The following is a 24,007-nucleotide window of genomic DNA, read 5'->3' as shown; positions in this document are numbered from 1 at the left end:
TATCAGAGTCTGAAGTCTTCCCCAAGATAGACGCGCTTAACATGATCGTCTTCGAGGATCTGCTGCGGCGTACCGTGGGCGATCAGATTGCCCTGGCTGACAATATAGGCGCGTTCACATACGGCCAGCGTTTCACGCACGTTGTGGTCGGTGATCAGTACGCCAAGCCCGCTGTCGCGCAGGTGCTCAATGATACGTTTAATGTCGATAACGGAGATGGGGTCAACGCCCGCAAACGGTTCATCCAGAAGGATAAATTTCGGGTTTGCGGCCAGCGCACGCGCAATTTCAACGCGACGGCGTTCGCCCCCGGAGAGTGCCTGACCGAGGCTGTCGCGCAGATGCTCAATGTGGAACTCTTCCATCAGCTCGTTAGCACGATCCTGACGCTGTTCGTTGGTCAGGTCGTTACGAATTTGCAGGACCGCCATCAGGTTGTCGTAAACGCTGAGACGACGGAAAATGGAGGCTTCCTGCGGCAGATAGCCGATCCCGCGACGCGCGCGCGCGTGCAGCGGCAGAAGACTGATGTCTTCATCGTCAATGATAATGTTGCCGGCATCGCGCGGCACAATACCCACCACCATGTAGAAGGTTGTCGTTTTACCCGCACCGTTCGGGCCAAGCAGCCCCACGATTTCGCCGGAGTTGACGGTCAGACTGACATCTTCTACGACACGGCGGCCCTTATAGGCCTTCGCGAGGTTTTTTGCAGTTAATGTTGCCATAACGAATTAGTTACTCTTCTTCTGTGCCGGGGCCTGGCCCTTGCCTTTGTCCTGCAGCTGCGACGGAACCAGTACGGTGGTCACGCGTTTGCCTTTCTCGCTGGAGGCCTGCATTTTTTGCTCTTTAACCAGATAGGTAATCTGGTCGCCGGTAATGTTGCTGTCCAGCTGTTCCAGGTACGCGTTTCCGGTCAGGATGACCAGATCCTTCGCCAGCTCATAGTGCATGTGCGTAGCGCGGCCTTTCACCGGCTTGCCGTTGTCCTGCATCTGGTAGAAGGTCGCCGGATTACCATAGCCATCGATAATCTCTTTGCCCTGCTCGCCACCCGGACGGGTCACGACCACTTTGTCGGCGTTGATTTTGATGGTGCCCTGGGTCATGACGACGTTACCCGTGAAGGTGACGACGTTACCCTGCATATCGAGAGACTGGGTGTCGGACTCAATATGGATCGGCTGGTCGGTATCGCCCGTTACAGCAAGCGCGGGGAGACTGGCCGCCAGCATCGCGCTGGCGATAATTACTTTAAGGCTGAGTTTGTTTGTTTTGAATTTCATAGGAGGTTCTAACCTTTTCTATCAGCTCGGCGTTCTTGCTGCGTAAGTTCCCGCGCATTCTTAAACCGCTGGAATTAAATGTTGTGCCATACAGTGTGACCAGATCCTGCGACGTCACGTCCTGGGTTACCAGGTTGATCTGGGCATTATCCGTCGTAATTTTTCGCAGTTGCGAGTCAGCGGTCAGGGCGTTGACTTCAACGTGGCCATACAGATAAAGCATACGGTCATTTGTCAGTTTGGCCCGATCTGACTTAATTGACCACGTCGGCACTTTGTCTTTATCAAATGTGGTCATCACAGGTTGGGTAAACCATGAAACGCCATCATCGGAAAAATATTCAACATGCTGGGCAATCAGGCGATAGTTCAGCGCGCCTTCCGGGCTGTAGACCACGGTGTCGCTGTGATCGCTTTTATAGGTTGGATCGGTATTGTTGATCACTTCCGTTTGCGTATCGTCGCGATCGGCAAGGTTCACGCCAATCAATACCAGTGCGACAAGCGAAAGCAAAATGATAATCCAACGTCTGGTTTTACTCATATCGATTGCCCTTTGGCCTCATCAAGCTTGCCCTGCGCCAGCAGAAGCAGATCGCAGACTTCACGGACAGCGCCGCGGCCACCGTTGATGTGGGTAACGTAGTCGGCGCGCGGGATCAGCAGCGGATGCGCATCGGCAACGGCGATGCTCAGCCCAACTTCAGCCATCACCGGCCAGTCAATCAGGTCGTCCCCGACGTAGGCCACGTTTTCCGGTGCGATAGCCAGTTTACCCAGTAAATCATTGAACGCCGCCATCTTATCGGATTGACCCTGATACAGATGGGTAATACCTAAAGTTTCACAGCGGTCTTCTACCAGTTTAGCGTTTCGCCCGGTGATGATCGCCACCTCAATCCCCGAGGTGAGCGCACAGCGGATACCGTAGCCGTCGCGAACGTTAAACGCCTTCAGCTCTTCACCATTATTGCCCATGTAAATCAGGCCGTCGGAGAGAACCCCATCCACATCGAGGATGAGCAGACGAATGTTTTCCGCCTTTGCCATCATCTGGGTACTGACCGGACCATAACAGGTTGCAAGGGATGCACCCGCATTACTCATTGTCTTATCCTTCATTACACTACGCCTGCGCGCAGCAGATCATGCATATGTACCACACCCAGCAACTGGTCGCCATCGGCAACCATAACGGAGGTGATATGGCGGGACTGCATCAGGTTCAGCACGTCCACGGCCAGCGTACCCGGACGCACGCGGATGCCGCCGGGCGTCATCACATCGGCAATACCGAGCGTGCGGACATCGACACCCATGTCGAACACGCGACGCAGGTCGCCATCGGTGAAGATCCCCTGAATTTTCATCAGATCGTCGCACACGACCGTCATCCCCAGATTCTTGCGGGTGATTTCCAGCAGCGCATCACGCAGGGAGGCTTCTTTACTGACGTGAGGGATCTCATCCCCGGTGTGCATAATATCGTTTACCCGCAGCAGGAGCTTGCGCCCCAGCGCGCCGCCCGGGTGGGAAAGCGCGAAATCTTCCGGCGTAAAGCCACGGGCTTCAAGCAGCGCCACGGCAAGCGCATCGCCCATGACCAGTGCAGCGGTGGTGCTGGAGGTCGGCGCCAGACCGAGCGGACAGGCCTCCTTAGGAACCTTCACGCACAGGTGAATATCGGCTGCACGCGCCATGCTGCTTTCCGGGCGGCTGGTCATGCAAATCAGCGGCACCTGCAGTCGCTTCAGAACCGGGATGAGCGCCAGGATTTCATTGGACTCACCGGAGTTGGAGAGCGCGATGACGATATCCTGCGGCGTGACCATACCCAAGTCCCCGTGCGCGGCTTCCCCCGGGTGGACAAAGAAGGACGAGGTGCCGGTACTGGCAAAGGTTGCCGCCATTTTGCGTCCAATGTGGCCGGACTTGCCCATCCCCATCACCACGACTTTGCCGGCGCAGTAGAATATCTTCTCACATGCCAGACTAAAATCCTGATTAATGTACTGATCTAACTGCGCCAGACCTTCACGTTCAATCTCCAGAACGTCTTTGCCTGCTTTCTGAAAGTCAAAACCCGGCTGCAATTCTATTTGCGACATAATGCGTTTCCGTTTACCCAGAGAGAAGAGGCGAGAGCCAGTACAGCATCGCCATCCATACGATAAATCCACCCGTCAGCAGCGCGCCTGCGCCTTTGCCGATCTGTCGTTGCCGCCGCCAGCAGAGCAGGGCAAAAATCACGCTGACCAGCAACATCACGCCGTAATCACGTGAGAACGCCAGAGGATTAAAGGGCCCTGGCGAAATCAGGGCCGGCAGGCCCATCACAATGGCGATATTAAAAATGTTAGAACCGATGATATTACCAATGGCAATGTCATCCTCACCTTTACGTGCACCCGCAATGGCGGTGGCCAGCTCCGGCAGGCTGGTGCCGATGGCAATCACCGTCAGGCCTATAGTCAGCTCGCTGATGGCAAAATAGTTCGCCAGCACCGTCGCGTTATCCACGACCATGCGCGTTGCCATCGGCATGATGATCAGCGCGACGCCCAGCCAGAGCAGGGCAACAGGCAGCGTGCCTTCTCGCGGAAGCTCGGCGACCTGCTCGCGCGTGAGGCTATCCTGACCCTGCTTTTCAGCCAGACGGGCGATCTTAACACTATACAGCAGCCAAATAACGGCCAGCGCCAGCAGGAAAATGCCGTCGCTGTAGCTCAGTACGCCATCGTAAAATACGCACCCTGCCAGCAGGCTTACGAGTAACATTAGCGGCAATTCACGGCGCAGAACATCAGAATGCACGCGAAAAGGATGGAGCAGCGCGGCCAGGCCTAAAATCAATAAAATATTGACGATGTTAGAGCCAATGGCGGTGCCGACTGCCAGGTCTACCTGACCATGCAGCGAGGCAGAGACAGAGACGATGATTTCAGGAAGCGACGTTCCTACGCTGACCACGGTCATCCCGATGACAACAGGTGGTACGCCACTCAGGCGACACAGGATAGATGCAGCAAACACTAAACGGTCAGCACTGTAGACCACCAACAGTAAACCAATTATTAACAGTGCTGTTGCTAAAAGCATCAAAAGTCCTTTCTTCAGGTATACTCGTCGGTCCATTGCTCGGGAATGGCTGGACTGCATACAGTCTGAGGCGTAACGAATTCCTAATTTTGACTTTATGCGCCGGAAAAGTAAAACAAATGCCAGCTTTCGCTAACCTCTACGGTTATTATTCTGTAAAAATGCGGAGTTTAGGGCTGATTCAGGCTACATGCCTTAACGTGAGCAGGATAAGAAAGGAACCATAAATGAGCCAAACCATGGCGAATTTAGTCGATGTCCGCGGGGTGAGTTTTTCTCGCGCCAACAGATTGATATTTGATGATATTTCGTTGACCGTGCCGCGTGGCAAAATTACTGCCATCATGGGGCCGTCCGGGATCGGTAAAACGACCCTGCTCCGCCTTATTGGTGGGCAGATCCCACCGGATAGCGGTGAAATCCTCTTTGATGGCGAAAACATCCCGGAGATGTCGCGCTCGCGCCTGTATACTGTTCGCAAACGCATGAGCATGCTCTTTCAGTCGGGGGCTTTGTTCACCGACATGAACGTCTTTGATAACGTTGCCTATCCGCTGCGCGAGCATACCAGCCTGCCGCCTGCGCTGCTGAAAAGCACGGTGATGATGAAGCTAGAAGCCGTCGGGCTGCGGGGCGCCGCGAAGCTGATGCCTTCGGAGCTGTCCGGCGGGATGGCGCGTCGTGCCGCGCTGGCGCGAGCCATCGCATTAGAACCTGATTTAATTATGTTCGACGAACCGTTTGTCGGGCAGGATCCCATCACGATGGGCGTGCTGGTGAAGCTCATCTCTGAACTGAACAGCGCGCTTGGCGTCACCTGCATTGTGGTGTCTCACGATGTACCTGAAGTGTTGAGCATTGCCGATTACGCCTACATCGTAGCGGACAAAAAGATCGTCGCACACGGTAGCGCCCAGGCGCTGCAGGAAAATTGCGATCCGCGCGTGCGGCAGTTCCTCGACGGTATTGCCGATGGCCCTGTGCCGTTCCGCTACACGGCGGGCGACTATCGTGACGATTTACTGGGAATAGGGAGTTAAGCCACTCATGCTGTTAAATGCGTTGGCCGCTCTCGGACACCGTGGCATAAAAACCATCAGGACGTTCGGGCGTGCCGGATTGATGTTATTCAACGCGCTGGTCGGCAAGCCGGAATTCCGTAAGCACGCGCCGCTATTGGTGCGTCAGCTTTATAACGTCGGCGTGCTGTCGATGCTCATCATCATTGTCTCCGGTCTGTTTATCGGTATGGTGCTGGGTCTGCAGGGCTACCTGGTGCTGACAACCTACAGTGCGGAAACCAGCCTCGGGATGCTGGTGGCGCTCTCGCTGCTGCGTGAACTGGGGCCCGTTGTGGCGGCGCTGCTTTTCGCCGGGCGCGCGGGGTCGGCCTTAACGGCTGAAATTGGCCTGATGCGCGCGACCGAGCAGCTCTCCAGCATGGAGATGATGGCGGTCGATCCGCTGCGTCGCGTGATCTCGCCGCGTTTCTGGGCCGGGGTCATCTCTTTACCGCTGCTGACGATTCTGTTTGTCGCCGTGGGGATCTGGGGCGGTTCGCTGGTCGGCGTGCACTGGAAAGGCATTGATGCCGGTTTCTTCTGGTCTGCCATGCAGGACGCCATCGATCTGCGAATGGATCTGATTAACTGCCTGATTAAGAGCGTGGTATTTGCCATTACGGTCACCTGGATTGCATTGTTCAATGGTTACGATGCCATCCCGACGTCGGCGGGCATTAGCCGCGCAACTACACGTACAGTCGTTCATTCGTCGCTGGCCGTACTGGGTCTGGATTTTGTGCTCACCGCACTGATGTTTGGGAATTGAGTTCATGCAAACGAGAAAAAATGAAATTTGGGTCGGTGTATTCCTGCTGCTGGCGCTGCTGGCCGCGCTGTTTATCTGCCTCAGAGCGGCGGATATCACGTCTGTGCGCACCGAGCCGACGTATCGCATCTATGCCACCTTCGATAACATCGGCGGGCTGAAGGCGCGTTCACCGGTCCGTATTGGCGGCGTGGTGATCGGACGCGTATCTGACATTACGCTGGATGAGAAGACCTATCTGCCACGTGTCGCGATGGATATCGAAGAGCGTTACAACCACATTCCGGACACCAGCTCCCTTTCTATCCGGACTTCCGGTCTGCTGGGCGAACAATATCTGGCGCTTAACGTCGGTTTTGAAGACCCCGAGCTGGGAACGACTATCCTTAAGGACGGGAGCGTGATCCAGGACACCAAGTCCGCCATGGTACTGGAAGATATGATTGGTCAGTTCCTTTACAACAGTAAAGGGGATGATAAAAAGTCTGACAATGCCCCTGCGCAGAGTGAAGACCATACCAATGCTGCGCCGACCCCAGGTGCTGCGAATTAATATCAGGAGAAGTCATTCATGTTTAAACGACTGTTAATGGTTGCCATGCTGGTTATTGCCCCTCTCACCGCGGTGCACGCGGCGGATCAGAGTAACCCGTACAAACTGATGGACGAAGCCGCGAAGAAAACCTTCGATCGTCTTAAAAACGAGCAGCCTAAGATTCGTGCTAATCCTGATTACCTGCGTGACGTGGTTGACCAGGAGCTGCTGCCGTACGTGCAGATCAAATATGCGGGAGCCCTGGTGCTGGGCCGCTATTACAAAGACGCAACCCCGGCGCAGCGTGAGGCCTATTTTGCCGCTTTCCGTGAATACCTGAAGCAGGCGTATGGTCAGGCGCTGGCGATGTACCACGGTCAGACCTATCAGATCGCCCCGGAGCAGCCGCTGGGTGATGCGACCATCGTCCCTATTCGCGTAACGATCAACGATCCTAATGGTCGTCCGCCGGTGCGTCTGGATTTCCAGTGGCGCAAAAACAGCCAGACCGGCCACTGGCAGGCGTATGACATGATCGCCGAAGGCGTAAGCATGATCACCACCAAACAGAACGAGTGGAGCGACCTGCTGCGCACCAAGGGGATTGATGGCCTGACCGCGCAGCTGCAGTCCATCGCTCGTCAGAAAATTAGTCTGGACGAGAAGAAGTAATGTCACAGCAACTCAGCTGGTCGCGTGAAGGCGAGACATTAAAGCTGTCCGGTGAGCTGGATCAGGATCTGCTGAACCCCTTATGGGATAAACGCCATGAGGCCATGCAGGGCGTGACGGTTATTGACTTAACCGACGTCACGCGGGTAGATACGGCAGGCGTTGCACTGCTTGCCCATCTGGTTGCGGTAGGGAAAAAGCAGGGGGCGAGCGTCACGCTTCGCGGCGCGAGCGAGAATGTCGTGACCCTGGCGCAGCTCTACAATCTGCCTCAGGACGTACTGCCTCGTTAATATTTTCAGTGCGTTACTTCCGAAAGCCCTGACAGTTTCATCGTCGGGGCTTTTTGCTTGTTTAAGACGACGCCACTTTGCTCTAAGATGTTGGGCTTGTTTTCACTATCAGATGATTAAGAGCCCATGGAAAATCATGAAATCCAGACAGTGCTGATGAATGCACTCTCCCTTCAGGAAGCCCACGTCACAGGCGATGGCAGTCACTTCCAGGTTATTGCTGTGGGTGAGATGTTCGACGGTATGAGCCGTGTGAAGAAACAGCAGGCTGTGTACGCGCCGCTGATGGAATATATTGCGGATAACCGCATCCACGCCCTGTCGATTAAAGCGTTCACCCCGCAAGAGTGGGCACGCGATCGCAAACTAAACGGTTTTTGAGCTGAGGGCGACAGGCCCGCAGCACGGTTGAATTTATAAGAGAGCACACCATGGATAAATTTCGTGTACAGGGGCCAACGCGTCTCCAGGGCGAAGTCACAATTTCTGGCGCGAAAAACGCCGCGCTGCCCATCCTCTTTGCTGCGCTGCTTGCGGAAGAGCCAGTAGAGATTCAGAACGTACCGAAGCTGAAAGATATCGACACCACCATGAAGCTGCTCACCCAGTTGGGCACGAAAGTCGAGCGTAACGGTTCCGTCTGGATCGACGCCAGCAAGGTGAATAACTTCTCTGCCCCTTACGATCTGGTGAAAACCATGCGTGCTTCCATCTGGGCGCTTGGCCCGCTGGTGGCGCGTTTCGGTCAGGGTCAGGTTTCGCTGCCGGGCGGTTGCGCTATCGGTGCGCGTCCGGTTGACCTGCACATCTTTGGCCTGGAAAAACTGGGCGCAGAGATCAAGCTGGAAGAAGGCTACGTTAAAGCGTCCGTCAATGGTCGTCTGAAAGGCGCGCACATTGTTATGGACAAAGTGAGCGTGGGTGCAACGGTGACCATTATGTCTGCGGCAACGCTGGCAGAAGGGACCACGATCATTGAAAACGCCGCGCGTGAACCGGAGATTGTGGATACTGCCAACTTCCTCGTGGCGCTGGGTGCGAAGATCTCCGGTCAGGGTACCGACCGCATCACCATCGAAGGCGTTGAGCGTCTGGGCGGGGGTGTCTATCGCGTACTGCCGGACCGTATCGAAACCGGTACCTTCCTGATCGCTGCTGCGATCTCTGGCGGGAAAATTGTTTGTCGCAACGCGCAGCCAGATACCCTGGATGCGGTGCTGGCGAAACTGCGCGATGCGGGCGCGGATATCGAAATCGGTGAAGACTGGATCAGCCTTGATATGCATGGACAGCGTCCAAAAGCGGTCAATGTGCGTACGGCACCGCATCCGGCGTTCCCAACTGACATGCAGGCACAGTTCACCTTGTTGAACCTGGTCGCCGAAGGGACCGGCTTTATCACGGAAACCATTTTCGAGAACCGCTTTATGCACGTACCGGAACTGATCCGTATGGGGGCACGTGCCGAGATCGAAAGTAATACCGTGATTTGCCACGGCGTTGAGAAACTGTCCGGTGCTCAGGTGATGGCAACCGATCTGCGTGCGTCTGCCAGCCTGGTATTGGCGGGTTGTATCGCGGAAGGCACAACGATCGTGGATCGTATTTATCACATCGATCGTGGCTATGAGCGTATCGAAGATAAACTGCGCGCGCTGGGTGCCAATATCGAGCGTGTGAAGGGCGAGTAATCGTTCCGGCAGCCCCCTGCCAGAAATGACCGGGGGGTTGCTGTTCCTGTCAAAAAAAACTTATTCCTGCGATTCTTTTTTTACTTTTCTCTGGCGAATCATGCGCGATCTGTCGATAAATTCATGGGTGACAGGATCGTGGTAGCGCGAAGGCCAAATCACCCACGGATGCGTGTCCAGCGCCGTTGCGATAATTAATTCTCCTTTTGGCCAGGGGCGGGTGAGGGCGTTTGCCAGAGTTGAAGAACTCAGTCCATGGCGGCGGGACTCTGCTGCCAGTGAAGTGCCTTTTTTGCGCAGTGCGGCAATAATATCAGCCGTGTGCCAGTCAATAAATTTCGTATCCATAACGCCGTCCTTAAGTTCGGATTCACCTACGCCGTTTCTTCTGAAACGACGGGTTTACTATACCCATTTCGAACTCTTGTTCTAAAAAGTTCGCGTTACTTGAAGGAATATTCAGAATAAGACATGGCTTTATTCATGCGGTCTCTAAACCGATGAATTTACATGAACGCGGAATTTACTGGTGTGTACTGGAATCTCCCCGCCAGGATCGCGGGGAGAAAAAGGGAGATTAACGGTCGCGCTGAACGGCGATGTGGGCAAGGCCAATCAGTGCCTCGCGCCATGGGCTGTCTGGAATGACCTGAAGGGCCTCGATGGCCTTGTCGGCTTCTTCTTCTGCACGCTGACGCGTCCATTCGAGCGATCCGCAGATTGCCATGGTTTCCAGTACAGGTTCCAGAAGATGGCGGCCATTTCCCTGCTCAATCGCTTCACGGATCATCTTCGCCTGGTCGGCCGTTCCGTTACGCATGGCGTGGAGCAGCGGCAGGGTCGGTTTGCCTTCGTTCAGGTCATCGCCAACGTTTTTGCCGAGCGTCTCGCCGTCCGCACTGTAGTCCAGCAGATCGTCAATCAGCTGGAAGGCTGTGCCCAGATAGCGGCCATAGTCCTGCAGGCCTTTTTCCTGCGCTTCGGTACAGCCCGCCAAAATGCCGGAACACTGGGCCGCCGCTTCAAACAGGCGCGCGGTTTTGCTGTAGATGACGCGCATGTAGTTTTCTTCAGTGATGTCCGGGTCGTTGACGTTCATCAGCTGGAGCACTTCGCCTTCAGCGATGACGTTAACGGCTTCGGACATCACTTCCAGCACTTTCAGGGAACCCAGGCTGGTCATCATCTGGAAGGCGCGGGTATAAATAAAATCCCCCACCAGGACGCTGGCTGCGTTCCCGAACGCGGCGTTTGCCGTGGCTTTGCCACGACGCATATCCGATTCATCCACCACATCGTCGTGCAGAAGCGTCGCCGTGTGGATAAATTCGATGAGCGCGGCGATAGTGATGTGGGCATTTCCCTGATAGCCAACGGCTCTGGCAGCCAGAATGGCAATCATCGGACGAATGCGTTTACCGCCGCCGCTGACAATGTAATAGCCCAACTGATTGATCAGCTGAACGTCAGAGTTGAGTTGCTCCAGGATTGCTGCATTCACACCCGCCATATCTTGCGCGGTTAACTCGTTGATTTTTTCTAAATTCATCGCAAAAGCCGGGCTTTTTATCCTGTTGATCCCATCTTCAATGGGGTAACGAAGGGTTTCGGTTTATCAATACTAGTGCTGATTGTACTGAAAAAACGGCTCAGATAAACGTTACCGTACGTGTTGTGTTTTTTTTCTTCATGTATTGACGGTAGCACTTGTCAAAGGCTCGCGTTTTGCGTAATATTCGCGCCCTATTGTGAATATTTATAGCGCACTCTGATTCATACGAGGACGTGCGCGGAAGCGGAGTTTATATGTACGCGGTTTTCCAAAGTGGTGGTAAACAACACCGAGTAAGCGAAGGTCAGACCGTTCGCCTGGAAAAGCTGGACATCGCAACTGGCGAATCTGTTGAGTTCGCAGAAGTTCTGATGATCGCAAACGGTGAAGAAGTCAAAATCGGCGTTCCTTTCGTTGATGGCGGCGTTATCAAAGCTGAAGTTGTTGCACACGGTCGTGGCGAGAAAGTTAAAATCGTTAAGTTTCGTCGTCGTAAGCACTACCGTAAGCAGCAGGGCCACCGTCAGTGGTTCACTGATGTGAAAATTACTGGCATCAGCGCCTAAGACCTGAGGAGAGATTTAAATGGCACATAAAAAGGCTGGCGGCTCCACACGTAACGGTCGCGATTCAGAAGCTAAACGCCTGGGCGTTAAGCGTTTCGGTGGCGAATCCGTTCTGGCGGGTAGCATCATCGTTCGTCAACGTGGTACCAAATTCCACGCTGGCAACAACGTAGGTTGCGGTCGTGACCACACTCTGTTTGCTAAAGCAGACGGTAAAGTGAAATTTGAAGTTAAAGGCCCGAACAACCGTAAATACATCAGCATCGTTGCTGAGTAAGGTTTTCTCGGTCCGGTAACGGATTAAAGCCCCGCACCCTGTTGCGGGGCTTTTTACATTGGAAACCCGGTAATTTTTTCTGTAGGGAAAACGGGCATGAAGCAGCAGGCCGGCATAGGAATTCTTTTGGCGCTCACAACCGCAATGTGCTGGGGTGCGCTGCCAATTGCAATGAAGCAGGTACTGGAAGTGATGGAGCCGCCTACGGTGGTCTTTTATCGCTTTCTGATGGCAAGCATCGGCCTCGGGGCGATTCTGGCCATCAAAGGTAAGCTTCCACCCTTGCGGCTCTTCCGTAAACCGCGCTGGCTGGTATTGCTGGCTATCGCGACGGGCGGTCTGTTCGGTAACTTCATCCTGTTCAGCTCTTCCCTGCAATATCTCAGCCCCACGGCGTCGCAGGTGATTGGTCAGCTTTCGCCGGTGGGCATGATGGTCGCCAGCGTCTTTATCCTCAAGGAGAAGATGCGCGGTACGCAGATTATCGGGGCGAGCATGCTGTTGTGCGGTCTGGTGATGTTCTTCAACACCAGTCTGATCGAGATTTTTACCCGCCTGACGGATTACACCTGGGGTGTCATTTTCGGTGTGGGGGCAGCAACGGTCTGGGTGAGCTATGGCGTCGCGCAAAAGGTGTTATTGCGTCGGCTTGCCTCACAGCAGATCCTCTTTTTGCTGTACACTTTGTGTACAATAGCATTGCTGCCATTAGCGAAGCCGGGCGTGATTACCCAGCTTAGCGACTGGCAACTGGCGTGCCTCATTTTTTGTGGGCTGAACACGCTGGTCGGTTATGGCGCGCTGGCCGAAGCGATGGCGCGCTGGCAGGCAGCACAGGTGAGCGCGTTGATCACGCTTACCCCGCTGTTTACGCTGTTATTTTCAGATTTGTTATCAATGGCCTGGCCCGATGTCTTCGTCAGACCGATGCTCAACCTGTTGGGTTATCTCGGTGCGTTTGTCGTGGTTGCGGGCGCGATGTATTCCGCCATTGGTCATCGTCTTTGGGGACGTTGGCGCAAAAATGAAGCGGTTGTAGTAGTCCCCCGCTCAGGCGAATGAGTTACGGAGAGTAAAATGAAGTTTGTTGATGAAGCGACGATCCTGGTCGTGGCTGGTGATGGCGGCAACGGTTGCGTGAGCTTCCGCCGTGAAAAGTATATCCCTCGTGGCGGTCCTGATGGCGGCGACGGTGGGGATGGTGGTGACGTGTGGCTGGAGGCGGATGAGAACCTCAACACGCTGATCGACTACCGTTTCGAAAAATCCTTCCGCGCTGAACGCGGCCAGAACGGCCAGAGCCGTGACTGTACCGGGAAACGCGGTAAAGACGTCACCATTAAAGTTCCGGTCGGTACGCGTGTGATTGACCAGGGGACGGGTGAAACCATGGGCGACATGACCAAACACGGTCAGCGCCTGATGGTGGCGAAAGGCGGCTGGCACGGTCTGGGTAACAGCCGTTTCAAATCGTCCGTTAACCGTACGCCGCGTCAGAAAACGATGGGTACACCGGGCGATAAGCGCGACCTGCAGCTGGAACTGATGCTTCTGGCTGACGTGGGCATGCTGGGTATGCCAAACGCAGGTAAATCGACGTTTATTCGCGCGGTTTCTGCGGCGAAGCCAAAAGTGGCTGATTATCCATTTACCACGCTGGTACCAAGCCTGGGCGTTGTCCGTATGGATAACGAGAAGAGCTTCGTGGTCGCCGATATTCCGGGCCTGATTGAAGGCGCCGCGGAAGGGGCGGGTCTGGGTATTCGCTTCCTGAAACACCTTGAGCGCTGCCGCGTGCTGCTGCACCTCATTGATATCGATCCTATCGACGGTTCCGATCCGGTTGAAAACGCCCGCATCATCGTTGGCGAGCTGGAGAAATACAGCGAGAAACTGGCGAACAAACCACGCTGGCTGGTCTTCAACAAGATCGACCTGATGGACAAAGCCGAAGCGGAAGCAAAAGCGAAAGCCATTGCTGAAGCGATGGGTTGGGAAGATAAATACTACCTGATCTCTGCGGCAAGCCAGGTTGGCGTGAAAGATCTGTGCTGGGATGTGATGACCTTCATCATTGAGAACCCAATTGTTCAGGCGGAAGAAGTCAAACAGCCTGAAAAAGTCGAATTCATGTGGGATGACTACCACCGCCAGCAGCTCGAAGAGCTGGAAGCGGAAGAAGATGATGAAGACTGGGATGATGACTGGGATGAAGACGACGAAGAAGGCGTCGAGTTCATCTACAAGCACTAATCGCTGTTCAAAGCCCCCGTTATGGGGGCTTTTTTTATTCCAGCGTTGCGGGCAGCCAGCAGCTGGCGATTAAGCCACCTTCAGCGCCATTCTCAAGCGTTAGCCTGCCGTGATGGAGCTGGAGGATGCGCTGCACGATGCTCAGGCCCAGCCCACTGCCTCCGTAGCGCTGGTCAAGACGGCGGAACGGCTCGGTAATTGACTGTCGGTGCGCTTCATCAATTCCAGGACCCTGATCGATAACGCTAATCTGCGTCCCGCCGTCGACCTCGGTTAATGTCACTGTAATCGTTGTCCCTGCCGGGCTGTAGCGCCCGGCATTCTCCAGCAGGTTGCGCAGCATGAGGCGCAGGAGAACGGCGTCTCCCTGAACCGTGAGCGCGCTTTTAGCGGGCCAAATCACCGTATGCTCTTTGGCTTCATGCCCCAGGCCGAGAGGTTCAATGATATTTTCCGTCCAGTTCACGGTTTCGTAGTGTCCGCTCGCCATGGCCTGTCCGGCCCGGGCCAGCATCAGCAGCTGTTCGACGGTATGCATGAGCTGATCGATACGGCTAATCAGCGTGGCGGCCTGTGGCGCACCTGACTGCGACATCAGCTCCAGATGGAGCCGGATGCCAGCAAGAGGCGTTCTCAGCTCGTGAGCGGCGTCTGCAGTGAAGAGACGTTCCTGCTTAATGGTGCTATCCAGCCGGGCCAGCAGCTGGTTCAGGGAGGTCGTCACCGCGCCAATTTCTTCCATGTCGGAATACATGGGAAGCGGGGTTAAGTTATCGGCTGAACGATTAGCGAGGCTGGCGCGGAGTTTATTCAGCGGCCGGGTTATCCAGGTGACCGCCCAGAAAGAGAAGAGCAGGGTAAAGCCAACCATCACCAGAGAAGGGACCAGCAGCGAGGCAATCGCTTCGCGTATCTCTTTCTCAACGTGATTATTGCGCGCTTTCGCTGACAGCGTTTCGTTGACCAGAAAACCAATCTGTTCACGGCTTTCATGCCATAGCCAGATGACGCTTATCAGCTGGAAAAACAGGAGAATGACCGCCAGCAGTACCATCAGACGCCGACGCATGCTGTTCATTTCTGGCTCTCCAGACGATAGCCGACGCCGCGAACGGTTTTGATCCTGTCTTTGCCGAGCTTACGCCGCAGATTATGGATGTGGACCTCAAGGGTATTTGACCCGGGATCGTCCTGCCAGGAGTAGATATCCTGCTGGAGCGTTTCTCTGTGTACCGTTTGCCCGCTGCGCATGATCAGACGCGTAAGCAAGGCGAACTCTTTTGGCGTGACCTCTACGGCCTGATCCTGTTGCAGCACCTGCTGGGTTTGCAAATTCAGCGTAATGTCGCCGTCGGTCAGTAAGTTATCACTATGGCCCTGATAACGGCGAATCAACGCTCGCACCCGTGCCTGCAGCTCCGCGAGCGCGAAAGGCTTCACCAGATAATCATCTGCGCCTGCATCGAGGCCGGTGATACGATCTTCAATGGCATCACGTGCCGTCAGGATCAGGACGGGATTGTTGATGCCGCGACGTCGCCACTGGCTGAGCAGCGTGGCGCCGTCTTTATCCGGCAAGCCCAAATCGAGGATCACCAGGCTGTATTCGCCGCTCTGGATCAGGGCATCCGCCTCTGCTGCGGTGCCTGCACAGTCGAGAGCATACCCTTCATTGGCCAGCCCCAGCGCCAGCCCTTCCTGCAATAACAGATCGTCTTCAACTATAAGTAGTTTCATCGCTAGTTATTCTGGTAGATGTCCTTATAAAGCCTGCTTTCGAAGCGAACCAGCGGAATACGACGATTGCGCTGATCGGTCGGTTCGACGGCATAGCCGGAAAGATACTGCACGAATGCCATACGCTGTCCGCTGGCGGTAGTGATGAAGCCTGCAAGGTTGTAAACCCCCTGCAGTGAGCCTGTTTTCGCGGAGACTTTGCCATCCACGCCGGCAGCGTGAAGCCCTGCGCGGTACTGCAGTGAACCGTCATGTCCGGCCAGCGGCAGCATTGAAATAAAGTTTAGCTCAGTGTCATGCTGTGCAATGTACTGAAGCACCTGCATCATCGTGGCCGGAGAGATCAAATTATGGCGCGACAGGCCGGAGCCATCGACGGCGATGGTATTACCCAGGTCGATCCCCGCCTGCTGGCGCAGAATCTGACGCACCGCGTCTGAGCCCGCGCGCCAGGTTCCCGGCACGCCGAAACGGGCGTGGCCAATCATGCGGAACACCGTATCGGCAATCATGTTGTCCGACTTTTTCAGCATAATTCGCAGTAAATCGTGCAGCGGCGCAGACTGTTTGCTGGCGATGACCGTGCCGGGCTGGTTGACCTGCGTCTGACGAAGCAGGGTGCCGGAATAGGTTATTCCCGCTTGTTTCAGCTCATCTTTCAGGATGGCGCCTGCATAGCTTGCGCCATCCTGTATTGCAAAGGCCAGCGGCAGCGGATCGGCGCGCTGCGTCAGGCAGCCGGTGAGCGTGAAGCGGTTAAGGTCGCCTGGCACCACATCCAGTTCGCAATACTGGGCATCGGGGGAACCCTTGGCCAGCGTGCGAACCTGGCTAAACATGGTGACCGGGTAGTAGGACGCGATGCGGATAAATGCTAAATCATCCGGCTTTGGCGCACTGTAAAGCGAAACCGAGAAGCAGTTGCGGTCAACAATCGCGGCGGCGGGCGGGGCGCTAAAGCACTGCGTCATGTCGTTCCACGGCCAGCCCGGAGCTTTGTCGTGGCTGGCAAAGATGGACGTGTCGATCAGCACATTGCCATCAATTTTCTGCACGCCGGTTTTTTTTAGCACCGCAACCATATTGCGGATATCCTGGCGTTTAAAGGTCGGATCGCCGCCAAAACGGGCGATAAGATCGCCTTTCAGTTCGCCACCCTCGACGTGACCTTTGGTTTCAAGGGTGGTCGTAAAACGGAAGTCAGGCCCGAGCTGGAGCAGAGCGGCGAGGGCGGTGATCACCTTTTGGGTACTGGCAGGCAGCGCCATCTGTTGACTGTGATAGTCAATCTCGGGAGCCTGTGCGCCAACCTTCTGCACCATCAGGGCAAGGTTCGCGCCTGCGGGAAGCTGATTAATGTACTCATCAACATTCGCGGCCTGGGCGGTGAACGTTATACTGGTAGTCAATCCGATGATAAAACTGGAAAATCGCATAATCTCGCGCTAACAACCCGAAAACAAACCGTCATACTACGGTGCATGGCACTGCAAAGTAAACGATGACCCATAGTGAACTTCGCGGTAAAATGCGTATCAAATTGAAAAATTGCTGCTGACCTGGGGCGTTGCTCCCGGGTCGGTTTTCTTTTTGCTTCTGGCCTGTTCAGGTGGGCTGGAGCAGGGAACACTGCTCCCAACAGGAATGTTTAAGAGGTATAACAAATGCAAGCTATTCCGATGACCTTACGTGGTGCCGAAAAACTGCGCGAAGAGCTGGATTTTCTGAAATCCGTACGTCGCCCTGAAATCATCGCCGCTATCGCGGAAGCGCGTGAGCATGGCGACCTGAAAGAGAACGCTGAATACCACGCCGCGCGTGAGCAGCAGGGCTTCTGTGAAGGGCGTATAAAAGATATCGAAGCAAAACTGTCCAATGCACAGGTTATCGATATCACCAAAATGCCGAATAATGGCCGTGTGATTTTTGGTTCAACCGTTACCGTGCTGAACGTGGACAGCGACGAAGAGCAGACCTATCGCATCGTGGGTGATGATGAAGCTGACTTCAAACAGAACCTGATTTCGGTGAACTCACCGATTGCTCGCGGCCTGATTGGCAAAGAGCAGGACGATGTTGTCACCATCCGCACCCCTGGCGGTGAAGTGGAGTACGAAATTATTAAGGTTGAATACCTGTAATTCGCTTCTCTACTAAGATGTTGATACATTGTAAAGAAAAGAAAAAGGCCGCGTAGCGGCCTTTTATCAACTCAAGGAGCATGGCATTTTGCTCGCCTGCTGACAGAAATCCCTCGTTTCACACAGAAAATGTGTTTAATTCAGGATATCCTTAACGTGGCAGCGAGATTTTACGCTCTTTAGATGGGCGGTAGAGCACCAGCGTTTTACCGATGACCTGTACATTACAGGCGCCGGTTTCGCGTACGATGGCTTCCACGATCAGGTTTTTAGTGTCTCTGTCTTCAGAGGCGATTTTCACCTTGATCAGCTCGTGGTGTTCCAGCGCTTGTTCAATCTCGGCAAGCACCCCTTCGGTCAAACCATTGTTGCCAAGCATCACTACAGGCTTGAGCGGATGTGCCAGACCTTTAAGGTGCTGTTTTTGTTTAGTACTCAGATTCATCGTATATTTTTGCTTACGTTGGGATTGAAAACGGTTCATTCTACCGCCATCTCCCTAATATCGCCAAATAGCTGCGTAGAAATTTACGTCACAGGCAAGTAACGATGAACCAGGACGGAAATGTTAAATGACAGGTAAAAAGCGTTCTGCCAGCTCCAGCCGCTGGCTTCAGGAACACTTTAGCGATAAATATGTTCAACAGGCACAGAAAAAGGGGTTGCGTTCCCGTGCCTGGTTTAAACTTGATGAAATACAGCAAAGTGACAAACTTTTTAAGCCGGGGATGACGGTTGTTGACCTCGGTGCGGCACCTGGCGGATGGTCCCAGTATGCGGTAACGCAGATCGGCGGAACGGGCCGAATCATCGCGTGCGATCTTTTACCAATGGATCCCATCGTCGGTGTCGACTTCCTTCAGGGCGACTTTCGTGATGAATTAGTGCTGAAAGCGTTACTTGATCGTGTAGGTGACAGTAAGGTCCAGGTTGTCATGTCAGATATGGCACCAAATATGTGCGGAACACCGGCGGTGGATATCCCCCGCGCCATGTATCTGGTGGAGCTAGCGTTAGAAATGTGTCGTGATGTACTAGCGCCTGGTGGTAGTTTTGTTGTGAAGGTGTTTCAGGGCGAAGGTTTCGAGGAGTATCTTAAGGAAATTCGCTCCCTGTTTGCGAAGGTCAAAGTTCGTAAGCCGGACTCTTCCCGGGCCCGTTCCCGTGAAGTGTATATTGTAGCGACCGGGCGAAAATGATAACCGGGAGATTTCAGACGAAAGTTTGAATGAAACTGGATATAGAGTATCCTGACGCTGTTTTTAACACAGTTGTAATATGAGGTTAATCCCTTGAGTGACATGGCGAAAAACCTAATACTCTGGCTGGTCATTGCCGTTGTGCTGATGTCAGTATTCCAGAGCTTTGGGCCCAGCGAGTCGAATGGCCGCAAGGTGGATTATTCTACCTTCCTGCAGGAGGTCAATCAGGACCAGGTTCGCGAAGCGCGTATCAACGGACGTGAGATCAACGTTACCAAGAAAGATAGTAACCGTTACACGACTTACATCCCGGTGAACGATCCTAAGCTGCTTGATAACCTTCTGACCAAAAACGTCAAGGTGGTAGGCGAGCCGCCAGAAGAACCAAGCCTGTTGGCTTCTATCTTCATTTCCTGGTTCCCGATGCTGCTGCTTATCGGCGTCTGGATCTTCTTTATGCGCCAGATGCAGGGCGGCGGTGGCAAAGGTGCCATGTCGTTCGGTAAGAGCAAGGCGCGTATGTTGACGGAAGATCAGATCAAAACCACGTTTGCAGACGTCGCCGGGTGTGACGAAGCGAAAGAAGAGGTGGGTGAACTGGTTGAATACCTGCGCGAGCCGAGCCGTTTCCAGAAACTGGGCGGTAAGATCCCGAAAGGCGTGCTGATGGTTGGCCCTCCGGGTACCGGTAAAACCCTGCTGGCGAAAGCCATCGCGGGTGAAGCGAAGGTGCCGTTCTTTACTATTTCTGGTTCTGACTTCGTTGAAATGTTCGTGGGTGTTGGTGCATCTCGTGTGCGTGACATGTTCGAGCAGGCCAAGAAGGCAGCACCGTGCATTATCTTCATCGATGAAATCGACGCCGTAGGCCGCCAGCGTGGCGCAGGTCTGGGCGGTGGTCACGATGAACGTGAACAGACGCTGAACCAGATGCTGGTTGAGATGGACGGCTTCGAAGGTAACGAAGGTATCATCGTTATCGCGGCAACTAACCGTCCGGACGTACTTGACCCGGCGCTGCTGCGTCCAGGCCGTTTCGACCGTCAGGTTGTTGTCGGTCTGCCGGATGTTCGCGGTCGTGAACAGATTCTGAAAGTCCACATGCGTCGCGTACCGCTGGCGCCAGATATCGATGCGGCAATCATTGCGCGCGGTACTCCGGGCTTCTCCGGTGCGGATCTCGCTAACCTGGTCAACGAAGCTGCACTGTTTGCCGCTCGCGGTAACAAGCGCGTCGTGTCGATGGTGGAGTTCGAGAAAGCGAAAGATAAGATCATGATGGGTGCGGAACGTCGCTCCATGGTGATGACGGAAGCGCAGAAAGAGTCCACGGCTTACCACGAAGCGGGTCACGCGATTATCGGTCGCCTGGTGCCGGAACACGATCCGGTGCATAAAGTGACGATTATTCCGCGCGGTCGTGCGCTGGGTGTGACCTTCTTCCTGCCTGAAGGCGACGCGATCAGCGCCAGCCGTCAGAAGCTGGAAAGCCAGATCTCAACCCTGTACGGCGGTCGTCTGGCGGAAGAGATTATTTACGGTCCGGAACATGTTTCTACCGGTGCGTCGAACGACATTAAAGTGGCGACAAACCTGGCGCGTAACATGGTGACGCAGTGGGGCTTCTCCGACAAACTCGGTCCGCTGCTCTATGCAGAGGAAGAGGGCGAAGTGTTCCTGGGCCGCTCCGTGGCAAAAGCGAAACATATGTCCGATGAAACGGCTCGTATCATCGACCAGGAAGTGAAAGCGCTGATTGAACGTAACTACGGTCGCGCGCGTCAGATCCTGAATGACAACATGGACATTCTGCATTCCATGAAAGATGCGCTCATGAAATATGAGACCATCGATGCACCGCAGATTGACGACCTGATGGCGCGCCGCGAAGTGCGTCCGCCAGCAGGCTGGGAAGACCCAGGCGCTTCCAATAACTCTGACAACAATGGCACCCCGCGTGCGCCGCGTCCGGTTGATGAACCGCGTACGCCAAACCCGGGCAATACCATGTCAGAACAGTTGGGCGATAAGTAAGTCACTGCTGTTGAAGCGTTTGTTTGTACCTCAAACCCTGGAGCTTGCTCCGGGGTTTTTCATTTCTGTTTAACCATTTAAATATCAGGGATTCCGCCATGAAATTATTCGCTCAGGACTCGCATCTCGATCTTTCACATCCCCATGTGATGGGGATCCTGAATGTTACCCCTGACTCCTTCTCTGACGGCGGCACGCATAACACGCTTATCGAGGCGGTTAAGCATGCGAATTTAATGATTAATGCAGGTGCCACCATCATTGATGTTGGCGGCGAATCGACGCGCCCCGGTGCGGCGGACGTGTCTGTGGAAGAAGAGCTGGCGCGCGTGGTGCCGGTCGTTGAAGCAATCGCGCAGCGGTTTGAAGTGTGGATCTCAGTAGATACCTCCAAACCGGAAGTCATCCGAGAAGTGGCGAAAGTGGGCGCTCACATTATCAATGATATTCGTTCACTTACCGAGCCGGGAGCGATTGAGGCGGCTGCGGAAACCGGGCTGCCGGTTTGCCTGATGCATATGCAGGGGCAACCGAAAACCATGCAGGACGCGCCGAAGTATGACGATGTCTTTGCCGACGTAAATCGCTTCTTTATTGAGCATATCGAACGTTGTGAACGTGCCGGTATCCCAAAAGAGAAATTGCTGCTCGACCCGGGGTTCGGTTTCGGTAAAAATCTCTCACACAACTATGCGCTGCTTGCGCGCTTATCGGAATTTCATCACTTTGGCCTGCCGCTGCTGGTGGGGATGTCGAGGAAATCGATGATTGGCCAGTTGCTGAATGTAGGCCCGAGCGAACGCCTGAGCGGCAGCCTGGCCTGCGCGGTGATTGCGGCGATGCAGGGGGCGCACATCATTCGTGTCCATGACGTCAAAGAAACAGTAGAAGCCATGCGTGTGGTGGAAGCCACACTGGCAGCGAAGGAAAACAAACGCTATGAGTAATCGTAAATATTTTGGTACCGACGGTATCCGCGGGCGCGTAGGCGATGCTCCCATCACCCCTGATTTTGTCCTGAAGCTCGGCTGGGCTGCCGGCAAGGTTCTGGCGCGTCATGGCTCACGTAAAATTATCATCGGTAAAGACACCCGTATTTCCGGCTATATGCTGGAATCCGCGCTGGAAGCGGGGCTTGCGGCGGCTGGACTGTCCGCCTCTTTTACAGGCCCAATGCCAACGCCTGCAGTCGCGTACCTGACGCGCACCTTCCGTGCGGAAGCGGGGATTGTTATCTCGGCCTCTCACAACCCGTTCTACGACAACGGCATTAAGTTCTTCTCTATTGATGGCACCAAGCTGCCGGATGAGGTGGAAGAAGCCATTGAAGCTGAAATGGAAAAAGAGATCACCTGTGTTGATTCCGCCGAGCTGGGTAAAGCGAACCGTATCGTTGATGCGGCGGGTCGCTATATCGAATTCTGTAAAGGCACCTTCCCGAATGAGCTGAGCCTGGCCCACCTCAAAATTGTGGTGGACTGCGCAAATGGCGCGACCTATCACATCGCCCCGAATGTCTTCCGCGAGCTGGGTGCGAAAGTAATCACCATTGGCTGCGAGCCGGATGGTCTGAACATCAACGAGCAGGTCGGTGCGACGGACGTTCGTGCCCTGCAGGCGCGCGTGCTGGCAGAAAAAGCCGATCTGGGTATTGCGCTGGACGGCGACGGTGACCGCGTGATCATGGTTGATCACGAAGGTAACAAGGTCGACGGCGACCAGATCCTCTACATTATTGCGCGTGAAGGTCTGCGTCAGGGTCAGCTGCGCGGCGGTGCGGTCGGGACGCTGATGAGTAACATGGGCCTGGAACTGGCGCTTAAACAGCTCGGTATTCCGTTCGTTCGCGCGAAAGTGGGTGACCGCTATGTGTTGGAAAAATTGCAGGAGAAGGGCTGGCGTATCGGCGCTGAGAATTCAGGTCACGTGATCCTGCTCGACAAAACCACCACCGGTGACGGTATTGTGGCCGCGTTGCAGGTGGTTGCCGCCATGGCGCGAAACCATATGAGCCTGCACGATCTGTGTAGCGGCATGAAAATGTTCCCACAGATCCTGGTAAACGTACGTTTCACTGCCGGCAAAGGCGATCCGCTGGAAAATGAGAACGTGAAAGCGGTAATGGCTGACGTTGAAGCGGCCCTGGGCAGCCGTGGTCGCGTGCTGCTGCGTAAGTCTGGTACTGAACCGCTGATCCGCGTGATGGTGGAAGGCGAAGACGAAGCGCAGGTAACCGAATTTGCGCACCGTATTGCGGATGCTGTTAAAGCTGCATAATCTTGCACGCTAAATGTTTAAAAAGGCGGCGTTTGCCGCCTTTGTTTTAAGCAATTAATGGCTTTTTGCTGTTTTTTTCCGCAGTTGATACAATGCGTCGAAAATGCCCTTGCGAAGGTGATTCGCTTTGGTTAGTATTCACACCCGCTTCAGTGGGAAACAGAAATCCTGCTAATTGGTCGAAGCATTGGTATGCGGCAAATCCGCAAGGAACAGGTTGATTATGTACGAAGCTCTTTTAGTTGTTTTCCTTATTGTAGCCATCGCTCTCGTAGCGCTGATTATGCTGCAGCAAGGTAAAGGCGCTGATATGGGAGCCTCCTTCGGAGCAGGCGCTTCCGGTACGCTGTTCGGTTCAAGTGGTTCTGCGAACTTCATGACCCGCACGACGGCGATTCTGGCGACGCTGTTCTTCATCATCAGTCTGGTGCTTGGCAATATCAACAGCAACAAGACCAGCAAAGGAAGCGAGTGGGAAAACCTGAGCGCGCCAGCAAAAACTGAGCAAACTCAGCCAGCTGCACCGGCTAAGCCAACCAGCGATATACCGCAGTAAGTA

General features: G+C 54.5%; 29 protein-coding genes. 17 read left to right on the top strand and 12 right to left on the bottom strand.

All coding sequences use genetic code 11. The features are described 5' to 3' along the window. Window positions 1–2: 2 nt before the first annotated feature. From lptB to ACHH0Z_RS14295, 6 genes are read right to left on the bottom strand one after another with little or no spacing between them, the layout of a single operon-like run. Window positions 3–728 carry an LPS export ABC transporter ATP-binding protein gene (lptB, locus tag ACHH0Z_RS14320; protein WP_008501446.1) on the bottom strand — a complete coding sequence of 242 codons (726 nt, stop codon included), beginning with the start codon at window positions 726–728 and terminating at the stop codon, window positions 3–5. A 6-nt stretch (window positions 729–734) separates the two neighbouring features. Beyond that, the gene (lptA, locus tag ACHH0Z_RS14315) at window positions 735–1,289 is read right to left on the bottom strand and encodes a lipopolysaccharide ABC transporter substrate-binding protein LptA (RefSeq protein ID WP_008501447.1); all 555 of its coding nucleotides are present in this window, start codon (window positions 1,287–1,289) and stop codon (window positions 735–737) included. Further along, window positions 1,258–1,833: an LPS export ABC transporter periplasmic protein LptC gene (gene lptC, locus ACHH0Z_RS14310; RefSeq protein ID WP_021242266.1), complete on the bottom strand. Its 576-nt coding sequence runs from the start codon at window positions 1,831–1,833 to the stop codon at window positions 1,258–1,260. The genes lptA and lptC overlap by 32 nt, the downstream gene beginning before the upstream one ends. Further along, on the bottom strand, window positions 1,830–2,396 hold the full coding sequence (gene kdsC, locus ACHH0Z_RS14305; RefSeq protein ID WP_008501449.1) for a 3-deoxy-manno-octulosonate-8-phosphatase KdsC: 567 nt from the start codon (window positions 2,394–2,396) through the stop codon (window positions 1,830–1,832). The genes lptC and kdsC overlap by 4 nt, the downstream gene beginning before the upstream one ends. Window positions 2,397–2,410: 14 nt before the next feature. Continuing rightward, a complete protein-coding gene (gene kdsD, locus ACHH0Z_RS14300) occupies window positions 2,411–3,397 on the bottom strand; it encodes an arabinose-5-phosphate isomerase KdsD (RefSeq protein WP_008501450.1) in 987 nt (328 codons plus the stop codon). A 13-nt stretch (window positions 3,398–3,410) separates the two neighbouring features. Then, window positions 3,411–4,388 carry a calcium/sodium antiporter gene (locus tag ACHH0Z_RS14295; protein ID WP_008501451.1) on the bottom strand — a complete coding sequence of 326 codons (978 nt, stop codon included), beginning with the start codon at window positions 4,386–4,388 and terminating at the stop codon, window positions 3,411–3,413. Window positions 4,389–4,615: 227 nt separating this feature from the next. Between ACHH0Z_RS14295 and mlaF the strand changes: the two genes are divergently transcribed. The 7 genes from mlaF (at window position 4,616) to murA (ending at window position 9,409) form a co-directional block, all read left to right on the top strand. Further along, complete coding sequence (mlaF, locus tag ACHH0Z_RS14290; RefSeq protein ID WP_045407065.1) at window positions 4,616–5,428, top strand: phospholipid ABC transporter ATP-binding protein MlaF; 813 nt, start codon at window positions 4,616–4,618, stop codon at window positions 5,426–5,428. 7 nt (window positions 5,429–5,435) lie between these two features. Next, window positions 5,436–6,218 (top strand): lipid asymmetry maintenance ABC transporter permease subunit MlaE, encoded by a 783-nt coding sequence (gene mlaE, locus ACHH0Z_RS14285; RefSeq protein WP_008501454.1) that lies wholly within the window; start codon window positions 5,436–5,438, stop codon window positions 6,216–6,218. Window positions 6,219–6,222: 4 nt separating this feature from the next. Then, on the top strand, window positions 6,223–6,771 hold the full coding sequence (mlaD, locus tag ACHH0Z_RS14280) for an outer membrane lipid asymmetry maintenance protein MlaD (protein WP_008501455.1): 549 nt from the start codon (window positions 6,223–6,225) through the stop codon (window positions 6,769–6,771). Between the two features lie 18 nt (window positions 6,772–6,789). Then, complete coding sequence (gene mlaC, locus ACHH0Z_RS14275) at window positions 6,790–7,425, top strand: phospholipid-binding protein MlaC (RefSeq protein ID WP_021242263.1); 636 nt, start codon at window positions 6,790–6,792, stop codon at window positions 7,423–7,425. Continuing rightward, a complete protein-coding gene (mlaB, locus tag ACHH0Z_RS14270; RefSeq protein WP_021242262.1) occupies window positions 7,425–7,718 on the top strand; it encodes a lipid asymmetry maintenance protein MlaB in 294 nt (97 codons plus the stop codon). The genes mlaC and mlaB overlap by 1 nt, the downstream gene beginning before the upstream one ends. A 126-nt stretch (window positions 7,719–7,844) precedes the next feature. Then, window positions 7,845–8,099 (top strand): BolA family iron metabolism protein IbaG, encoded by a 255-nt coding sequence (gene ibaG / locus ACHH0Z_RS14265; protein ID WP_008501458.1) that lies wholly within the window; start codon window positions 7,845–7,847, stop codon window positions 8,097–8,099. Between the two features lie 50 nt (window positions 8,100–8,149). Continuing rightward, window positions 8,150–9,409 carry a UDP-N-acetylglucosamine 1-carboxyvinyltransferase gene (murA, locus tag ACHH0Z_RS14260; protein WP_008501459.1) on the top strand — a complete coding sequence of 420 codons (1,260 nt, stop codon included), beginning with the start codon at window positions 8,150–8,152 and terminating at the stop codon, window positions 9,407–9,409. Window positions 9,410–9,469: 60 nt separating this feature from the next. Here murA and sfsB read toward each other — a convergent pair whose 3' ends face one another. Both sfsB and ispB read right to left on the bottom strand, forming a co-directional pair. Then, window positions 9,470–9,757: a DNA-binding transcriptional regulator SfsB gene (sfsB, locus tag ACHH0Z_RS14255; RefSeq protein ID WP_008501460.1), complete on the bottom strand. Its 288-nt coding sequence runs from the start codon at window positions 9,755–9,757 to the stop codon at window positions 9,470–9,472. A gap of 229 nt (window positions 9,758–9,986) precedes the next feature. Next, a complete protein-coding gene (gene ispB / locus ACHH0Z_RS14250) occupies window positions 9,987–10,958 on the bottom strand; it encodes an octaprenyl diphosphate synthase (protein ID WP_008501461.1) in 972 nt (323 codons plus the stop codon). A gap of 257 nt (window positions 10,959–11,215) precedes the next feature. Here ispB and rplU point away from each other — a divergent pair, with 257 nt between their 5' ends. The 4 genes from rplU to cgtA all read left to right on the top strand — a co-directional run bounded on the left by rplU (window position 11,216) and on the right by cgtA (window position 14,057). Beyond that, window positions 11,216–11,527, top strand: coding sequence for a 50S ribosomal protein L21 (rplU, locus tag ACHH0Z_RS14245; protein ID WP_003025032.1), 312 nt, complete (start codon window positions 11,216–11,218; stop codon window positions 11,525–11,527). Between the two features lie 19 nt (window positions 11,528–11,546). Continuing rightward, entirely contained in the window at window positions 11,547–11,804 is a 258-nt protein-coding gene (rpmA, locus tag ACHH0Z_RS14240; RefSeq protein WP_004385076.1) for a 50S ribosomal protein L27, read from the top strand. A 96-nt stretch (window positions 11,805–11,900) separates the two neighbouring features. Continuing rightward, entirely contained in the window at window positions 11,901–12,866 is a 966-nt protein-coding gene (locus ACHH0Z_RS14235) for a DMT family transporter (RefSeq protein WP_008501462.1), read from the top strand. A 15-nt stretch (window positions 12,867–12,881) separates the two neighbouring features. Then, window positions 12,882–14,057: an Obg family GTPase CgtA gene (cgtA, locus tag ACHH0Z_RS14230; protein WP_021242261.1), complete on the top strand. Its 1,176-nt coding sequence runs from the start codon at window positions 12,882–12,884 to the stop codon at window positions 14,055–14,057. A gap of 34 nt (window positions 14,058–14,091) precedes the next feature. Here cgtA and pmrB read toward each other — a convergent pair whose 3' ends face one another. Genes pmrB through dacB form a run of 3 tightly spaced genes read right to left on the bottom strand, consistent with a single transcriptional unit; the run spans window position 14,092 to window position 17,230 of the window. After that, window positions 14,092–15,135 (bottom strand): two-component system sensor histidine kinase PmrB, encoded by a 1,044-nt coding sequence (pmrB, locus tag ACHH0Z_RS14225; protein ID WP_045407062.1) that lies wholly within the window; start codon window positions 15,133–15,135, stop codon window positions 14,092–14,094. Next, complete coding sequence (gene pmrA / locus ACHH0Z_RS14220; RefSeq protein WP_008501465.1) at window positions 15,132–15,794, bottom strand: two-component system response regulator PmrA; 663 nt, start codon at window positions 15,792–15,794, stop codon at window positions 15,132–15,134. Before pmrA ends, pmrB begins: the two co-directional genes overlap by 4 nt. A 2-nt stretch (window positions 15,795–15,796) precedes the next feature. Continuing rightward, the gene (gene dacB, locus ACHH0Z_RS14215; protein ID WP_045407059.1) at window positions 15,797–17,230 is read right to left on the bottom strand and encodes a serine-type D-Ala-D-Ala carboxypeptidase; all 1,434 of its coding nucleotides are present in this window, start codon (window positions 17,228–17,230) and stop codon (window positions 15,797–15,799) included. A 228-nt stretch (window positions 17,231–17,458) separates the two neighbouring features. On the opposite strand from dacB, the gene greA reads away from it, so the two are divergent. Further along, on the top strand, window positions 17,459–17,935 hold the full coding sequence (gene greA / locus ACHH0Z_RS14210; protein WP_045407055.1) for a transcription elongation factor GreA: 477 nt from the start codon (window positions 17,459–17,461) through the stop codon (window positions 17,933–17,935). Window positions 17,936–18,086: 151 nt separating this feature from the next. On the opposite strand, the gene yhbY is transcribed toward greA, so the two are convergent. Further along, on the bottom strand, window positions 18,087–18,380 hold the full coding sequence (gene yhbY / locus ACHH0Z_RS14205; protein ID WP_003861814.1) for a ribosome assembly RNA-binding protein YhbY: 294 nt from the start codon (window positions 18,378–18,380) through the stop codon (window positions 18,087–18,089). Between the two features lie 127 nt (window positions 18,381–18,507). Between yhbY and rlmE the strand changes: the two genes are divergently transcribed. The 5 genes from rlmE (at window position 18,508) to secG (ending at window position 24,004) form a co-directional block, all read left to right on the top strand. After that, window positions 18,508–19,134: a 23S rRNA (uridine(2552)-2'-O)-methyltransferase RlmE gene (gene rlmE / locus ACHH0Z_RS14200; RefSeq protein ID WP_003861812.1), complete on the top strand. Its 627-nt coding sequence runs from the start codon at window positions 18,508–18,510 to the stop codon at window positions 19,132–19,134. Window positions 19,135–19,236: 102 nt separating this feature from the next. Continuing rightward, complete coding sequence (gene ftsH, locus ACHH0Z_RS14195; protein ID WP_013098921.1) at window positions 19,237–21,171, top strand: ATP-dependent zinc metalloprotease FtsH; 1,935 nt, start codon at window positions 19,237–19,239, stop codon at window positions 21,169–21,171. A gap of 98 nt (window positions 21,172–21,269) precedes the next feature. Further along, window positions 21,270–22,118 carry a dihydropteroate synthase gene (gene folP / locus ACHH0Z_RS14190; protein WP_008501468.1) on the top strand — a complete coding sequence of 283 codons (849 nt, stop codon included), beginning with the start codon at window positions 21,270–21,272 and terminating at the stop codon, window positions 22,116–22,118. Next, the gene (gene glmM, locus ACHH0Z_RS14185) at window positions 22,111–23,448 is read left to right on the top strand and encodes a phosphoglucosamine mutase (RefSeq protein WP_008501469.1); all 1,338 of its coding nucleotides are present in this window, start codon (window positions 22,111–22,113) and stop codon (window positions 23,446–23,448) included. Before folP ends, glmM begins: the two co-directional genes overlap by 8 nt. Window positions 23,449–23,671: 223 nt before the next feature. Continuing rightward, complete coding sequence (secG, locus tag ACHH0Z_RS14180) at window positions 23,672–24,004, top strand: preprotein translocase subunit SecG (protein ID WP_021242256.1); 333 nt, start codon at window positions 23,672–23,674, stop codon at window positions 24,002–24,004. The last annotated feature ends 3 nt before the right edge of the window (window positions 24,005–24,007 follow it).

It is taken from the genome of Enterobacter cloacae complex sp. 2024EL-00227 (assembly GCF_043945315.1).
Taxonomy (GTDB): Bacteria; Pseudomonadota; Gammaproteobacteria; order Enterobacterales; family Enterobacteriaceae; genus Enterobacter; species Enterobacter roggenkampii.
This window is presented reverse-complemented; position numbering and strand designations above follow the sequence as displayed.

Excerpts from the sequence above, each read along its gene's own strand:
- ispB (WP_008501461.1), bottom strand. The coding sequence starts at position 10,958 with ATGAATTTAGAAAAAATCAACGAGTTAACCGCGCAAGATATGGCGGGT.
- greA (WP_045407055.1), top strand. The coding sequence starts at position 17,459 with ATGCAAGCTATTCCGATGACCTTACGTGGTGCCGAAAAACTGCGCGAA.
- murA (WP_008501459.1), top strand. The coding sequence starts at position 8,150 with ATGGATAAATTTCGTGTACAGGGGCCAACGCGTCTCCAGGGCGAAGTC.
- lptB (WP_008501446.1), bottom strand. The coding sequence starts at position 728 with ATGGCAACATTAACTGCAAAAAACCTCGCGAAGGCCTATAAGGGCCGC.
- ftsH (WP_013098921.1), top strand. The coding sequence starts at position 19,237 with ATGGCGAAAAACCTAATACTCTGGCTGGTCATTGCCGTTGTGCTGATG.
- ACHH0Z_RS14235 (WP_008501462.1), top strand. The coding sequence starts at position 11,901 with ATGAAGCAGCAGGCCGGCATAGGAATTCTTTTGGCGCTCACAACCGCA.
- pmrA (WP_008501465.1), bottom strand. The coding sequence starts at position 15,794 with ATGAAACTACTTATAGTTGAAGACGATCTGTTATTGCAGGAAGGGCTG.
- yhbY (WP_003861814.1), bottom strand. The coding sequence starts at position 18,380 with ATGAATCTGAGTACTAAACAAAAACAGCACCTTAAAGGTCTGGCACAT.
- folP (WP_008501468.1), top strand. The coding sequence starts at position 21,270 with ATGAAATTATTCGCTCAGGACTCGCATCTCGATCTTTCACATCCCCAT.
- mlaB (WP_021242262.1), top strand. The coding sequence starts at position 7,425 with ATGTCACAGCAACTCAGCTGGTCGCGTGAAGGCGAGACATTAAAGCTG.
- mlaE (WP_008501454.1), top strand. The coding sequence starts at position 5,436 with ATGCTGTTAAATGCGTTGGCCGCTCTCGGACACCGTGGCATAAAAACC.
- ACHH0Z_RS14295 (WP_008501451.1), bottom strand. The coding sequence starts at position 4,388 with ATGCTTTTAGCAACAGCACTGTTAATAATTGGTTTACTGTTGGTGGTC.
- rplU (WP_003025032.1), top strand. The coding sequence starts at position 11,216 with ATGTACGCGGTTTTCCAAAGTGGTGGTAAACAACACCGAGTAAGCGAA.
- lptA (WP_008501447.1), bottom strand. The coding sequence starts at position 1,289 with ATGAAATTCAAAACAAACAAACTCAGCCTTAAAGTAATTATCGCCAGC.
- sfsB (WP_008501460.1), bottom strand. The coding sequence starts at position 9,757 with ATGGATACGAAATTTATTGACTGGCACACGGCTGATATTATTGCCGCA.
- glmM (WP_008501469.1), top strand. The coding sequence starts at position 22,111 with ATGAGTAATCGTAAATATTTTGGTACCGACGGTATCCGCGGGCGCGTA.
- ibaG (WP_008501458.1), top strand. The coding sequence starts at position 7,845 with ATGGAAAATCATGAAATCCAGACAGTGCTGATGAATGCACTCTCCCTT.
- secG (WP_021242256.1), top strand. The coding sequence starts at position 23,672 with ATGTACGAAGCTCTTTTAGTTGTTTTCCTTATTGTAGCCATCGCTCTC.
- pmrB (WP_045407062.1), bottom strand. The coding sequence starts at position 15,135 with ATGAACAGCATGCGTCGGCGTCTGATGGTACTGCTGGCGGTCATTCTC.
- kdsC (WP_008501449.1), bottom strand. The coding sequence starts at position 2,396 with ATGAGTAATGCGGGTGCATCCCTTGCAACCTGTTATGGTCCGGTCAGT.
- mlaF (WP_045407065.1), top strand. The coding sequence starts at position 4,616 with ATGAGCCAAACCATGGCGAATTTAGTCGATGTCCGCGGGGTGAGTTTT.
- mlaD (WP_008501455.1), top strand. The coding sequence starts at position 6,223 with ATGCAAACGAGAAAAAATGAAATTTGGGTCGGTGTATTCCTGCTGCTG.
- lptC (WP_021242266.1), bottom strand. The coding sequence starts at position 1,833 with ATGAGTAAAACCAGACGTTGGATTATCATTTTGCTTTCGCTTGTCGCA.
- mlaC (WP_021242263.1), top strand. The coding sequence starts at position 6,790 with ATGTTTAAACGACTGTTAATGGTTGCCATGCTGGTTATTGCCCCTCTC.
- kdsD (WP_008501450.1), bottom strand. The coding sequence starts at position 3,397 with ATGTCGCAAATAGAATTGCAGCCGGGTTTTGACTTTCAGAAAGCAGGC.
- dacB (WP_045407059.1), bottom strand. The coding sequence starts at position 17,230 with ATGCGATTTTCCAGTTTTATCATCGGATTGACTACCAGTATAACGTTC.
- rlmE (WP_003861812.1), top strand. The coding sequence starts at position 18,508 with ATGACAGGTAAAAAGCGTTCTGCCAGCTCCAGCCGCTGGCTTCAGGAA.
- cgtA (WP_021242261.1), top strand. The coding sequence starts at position 12,882 with ATGAAGTTTGTTGATGAAGCGACGATCCTGGTCGTGGCTGGTGATGGC.
- rpmA (WP_004385076.1), top strand. The coding sequence starts at position 11,547 with ATGGCACATAAAAAGGCTGGCGGCTCCACACGTAACGGTCGCGATTCA.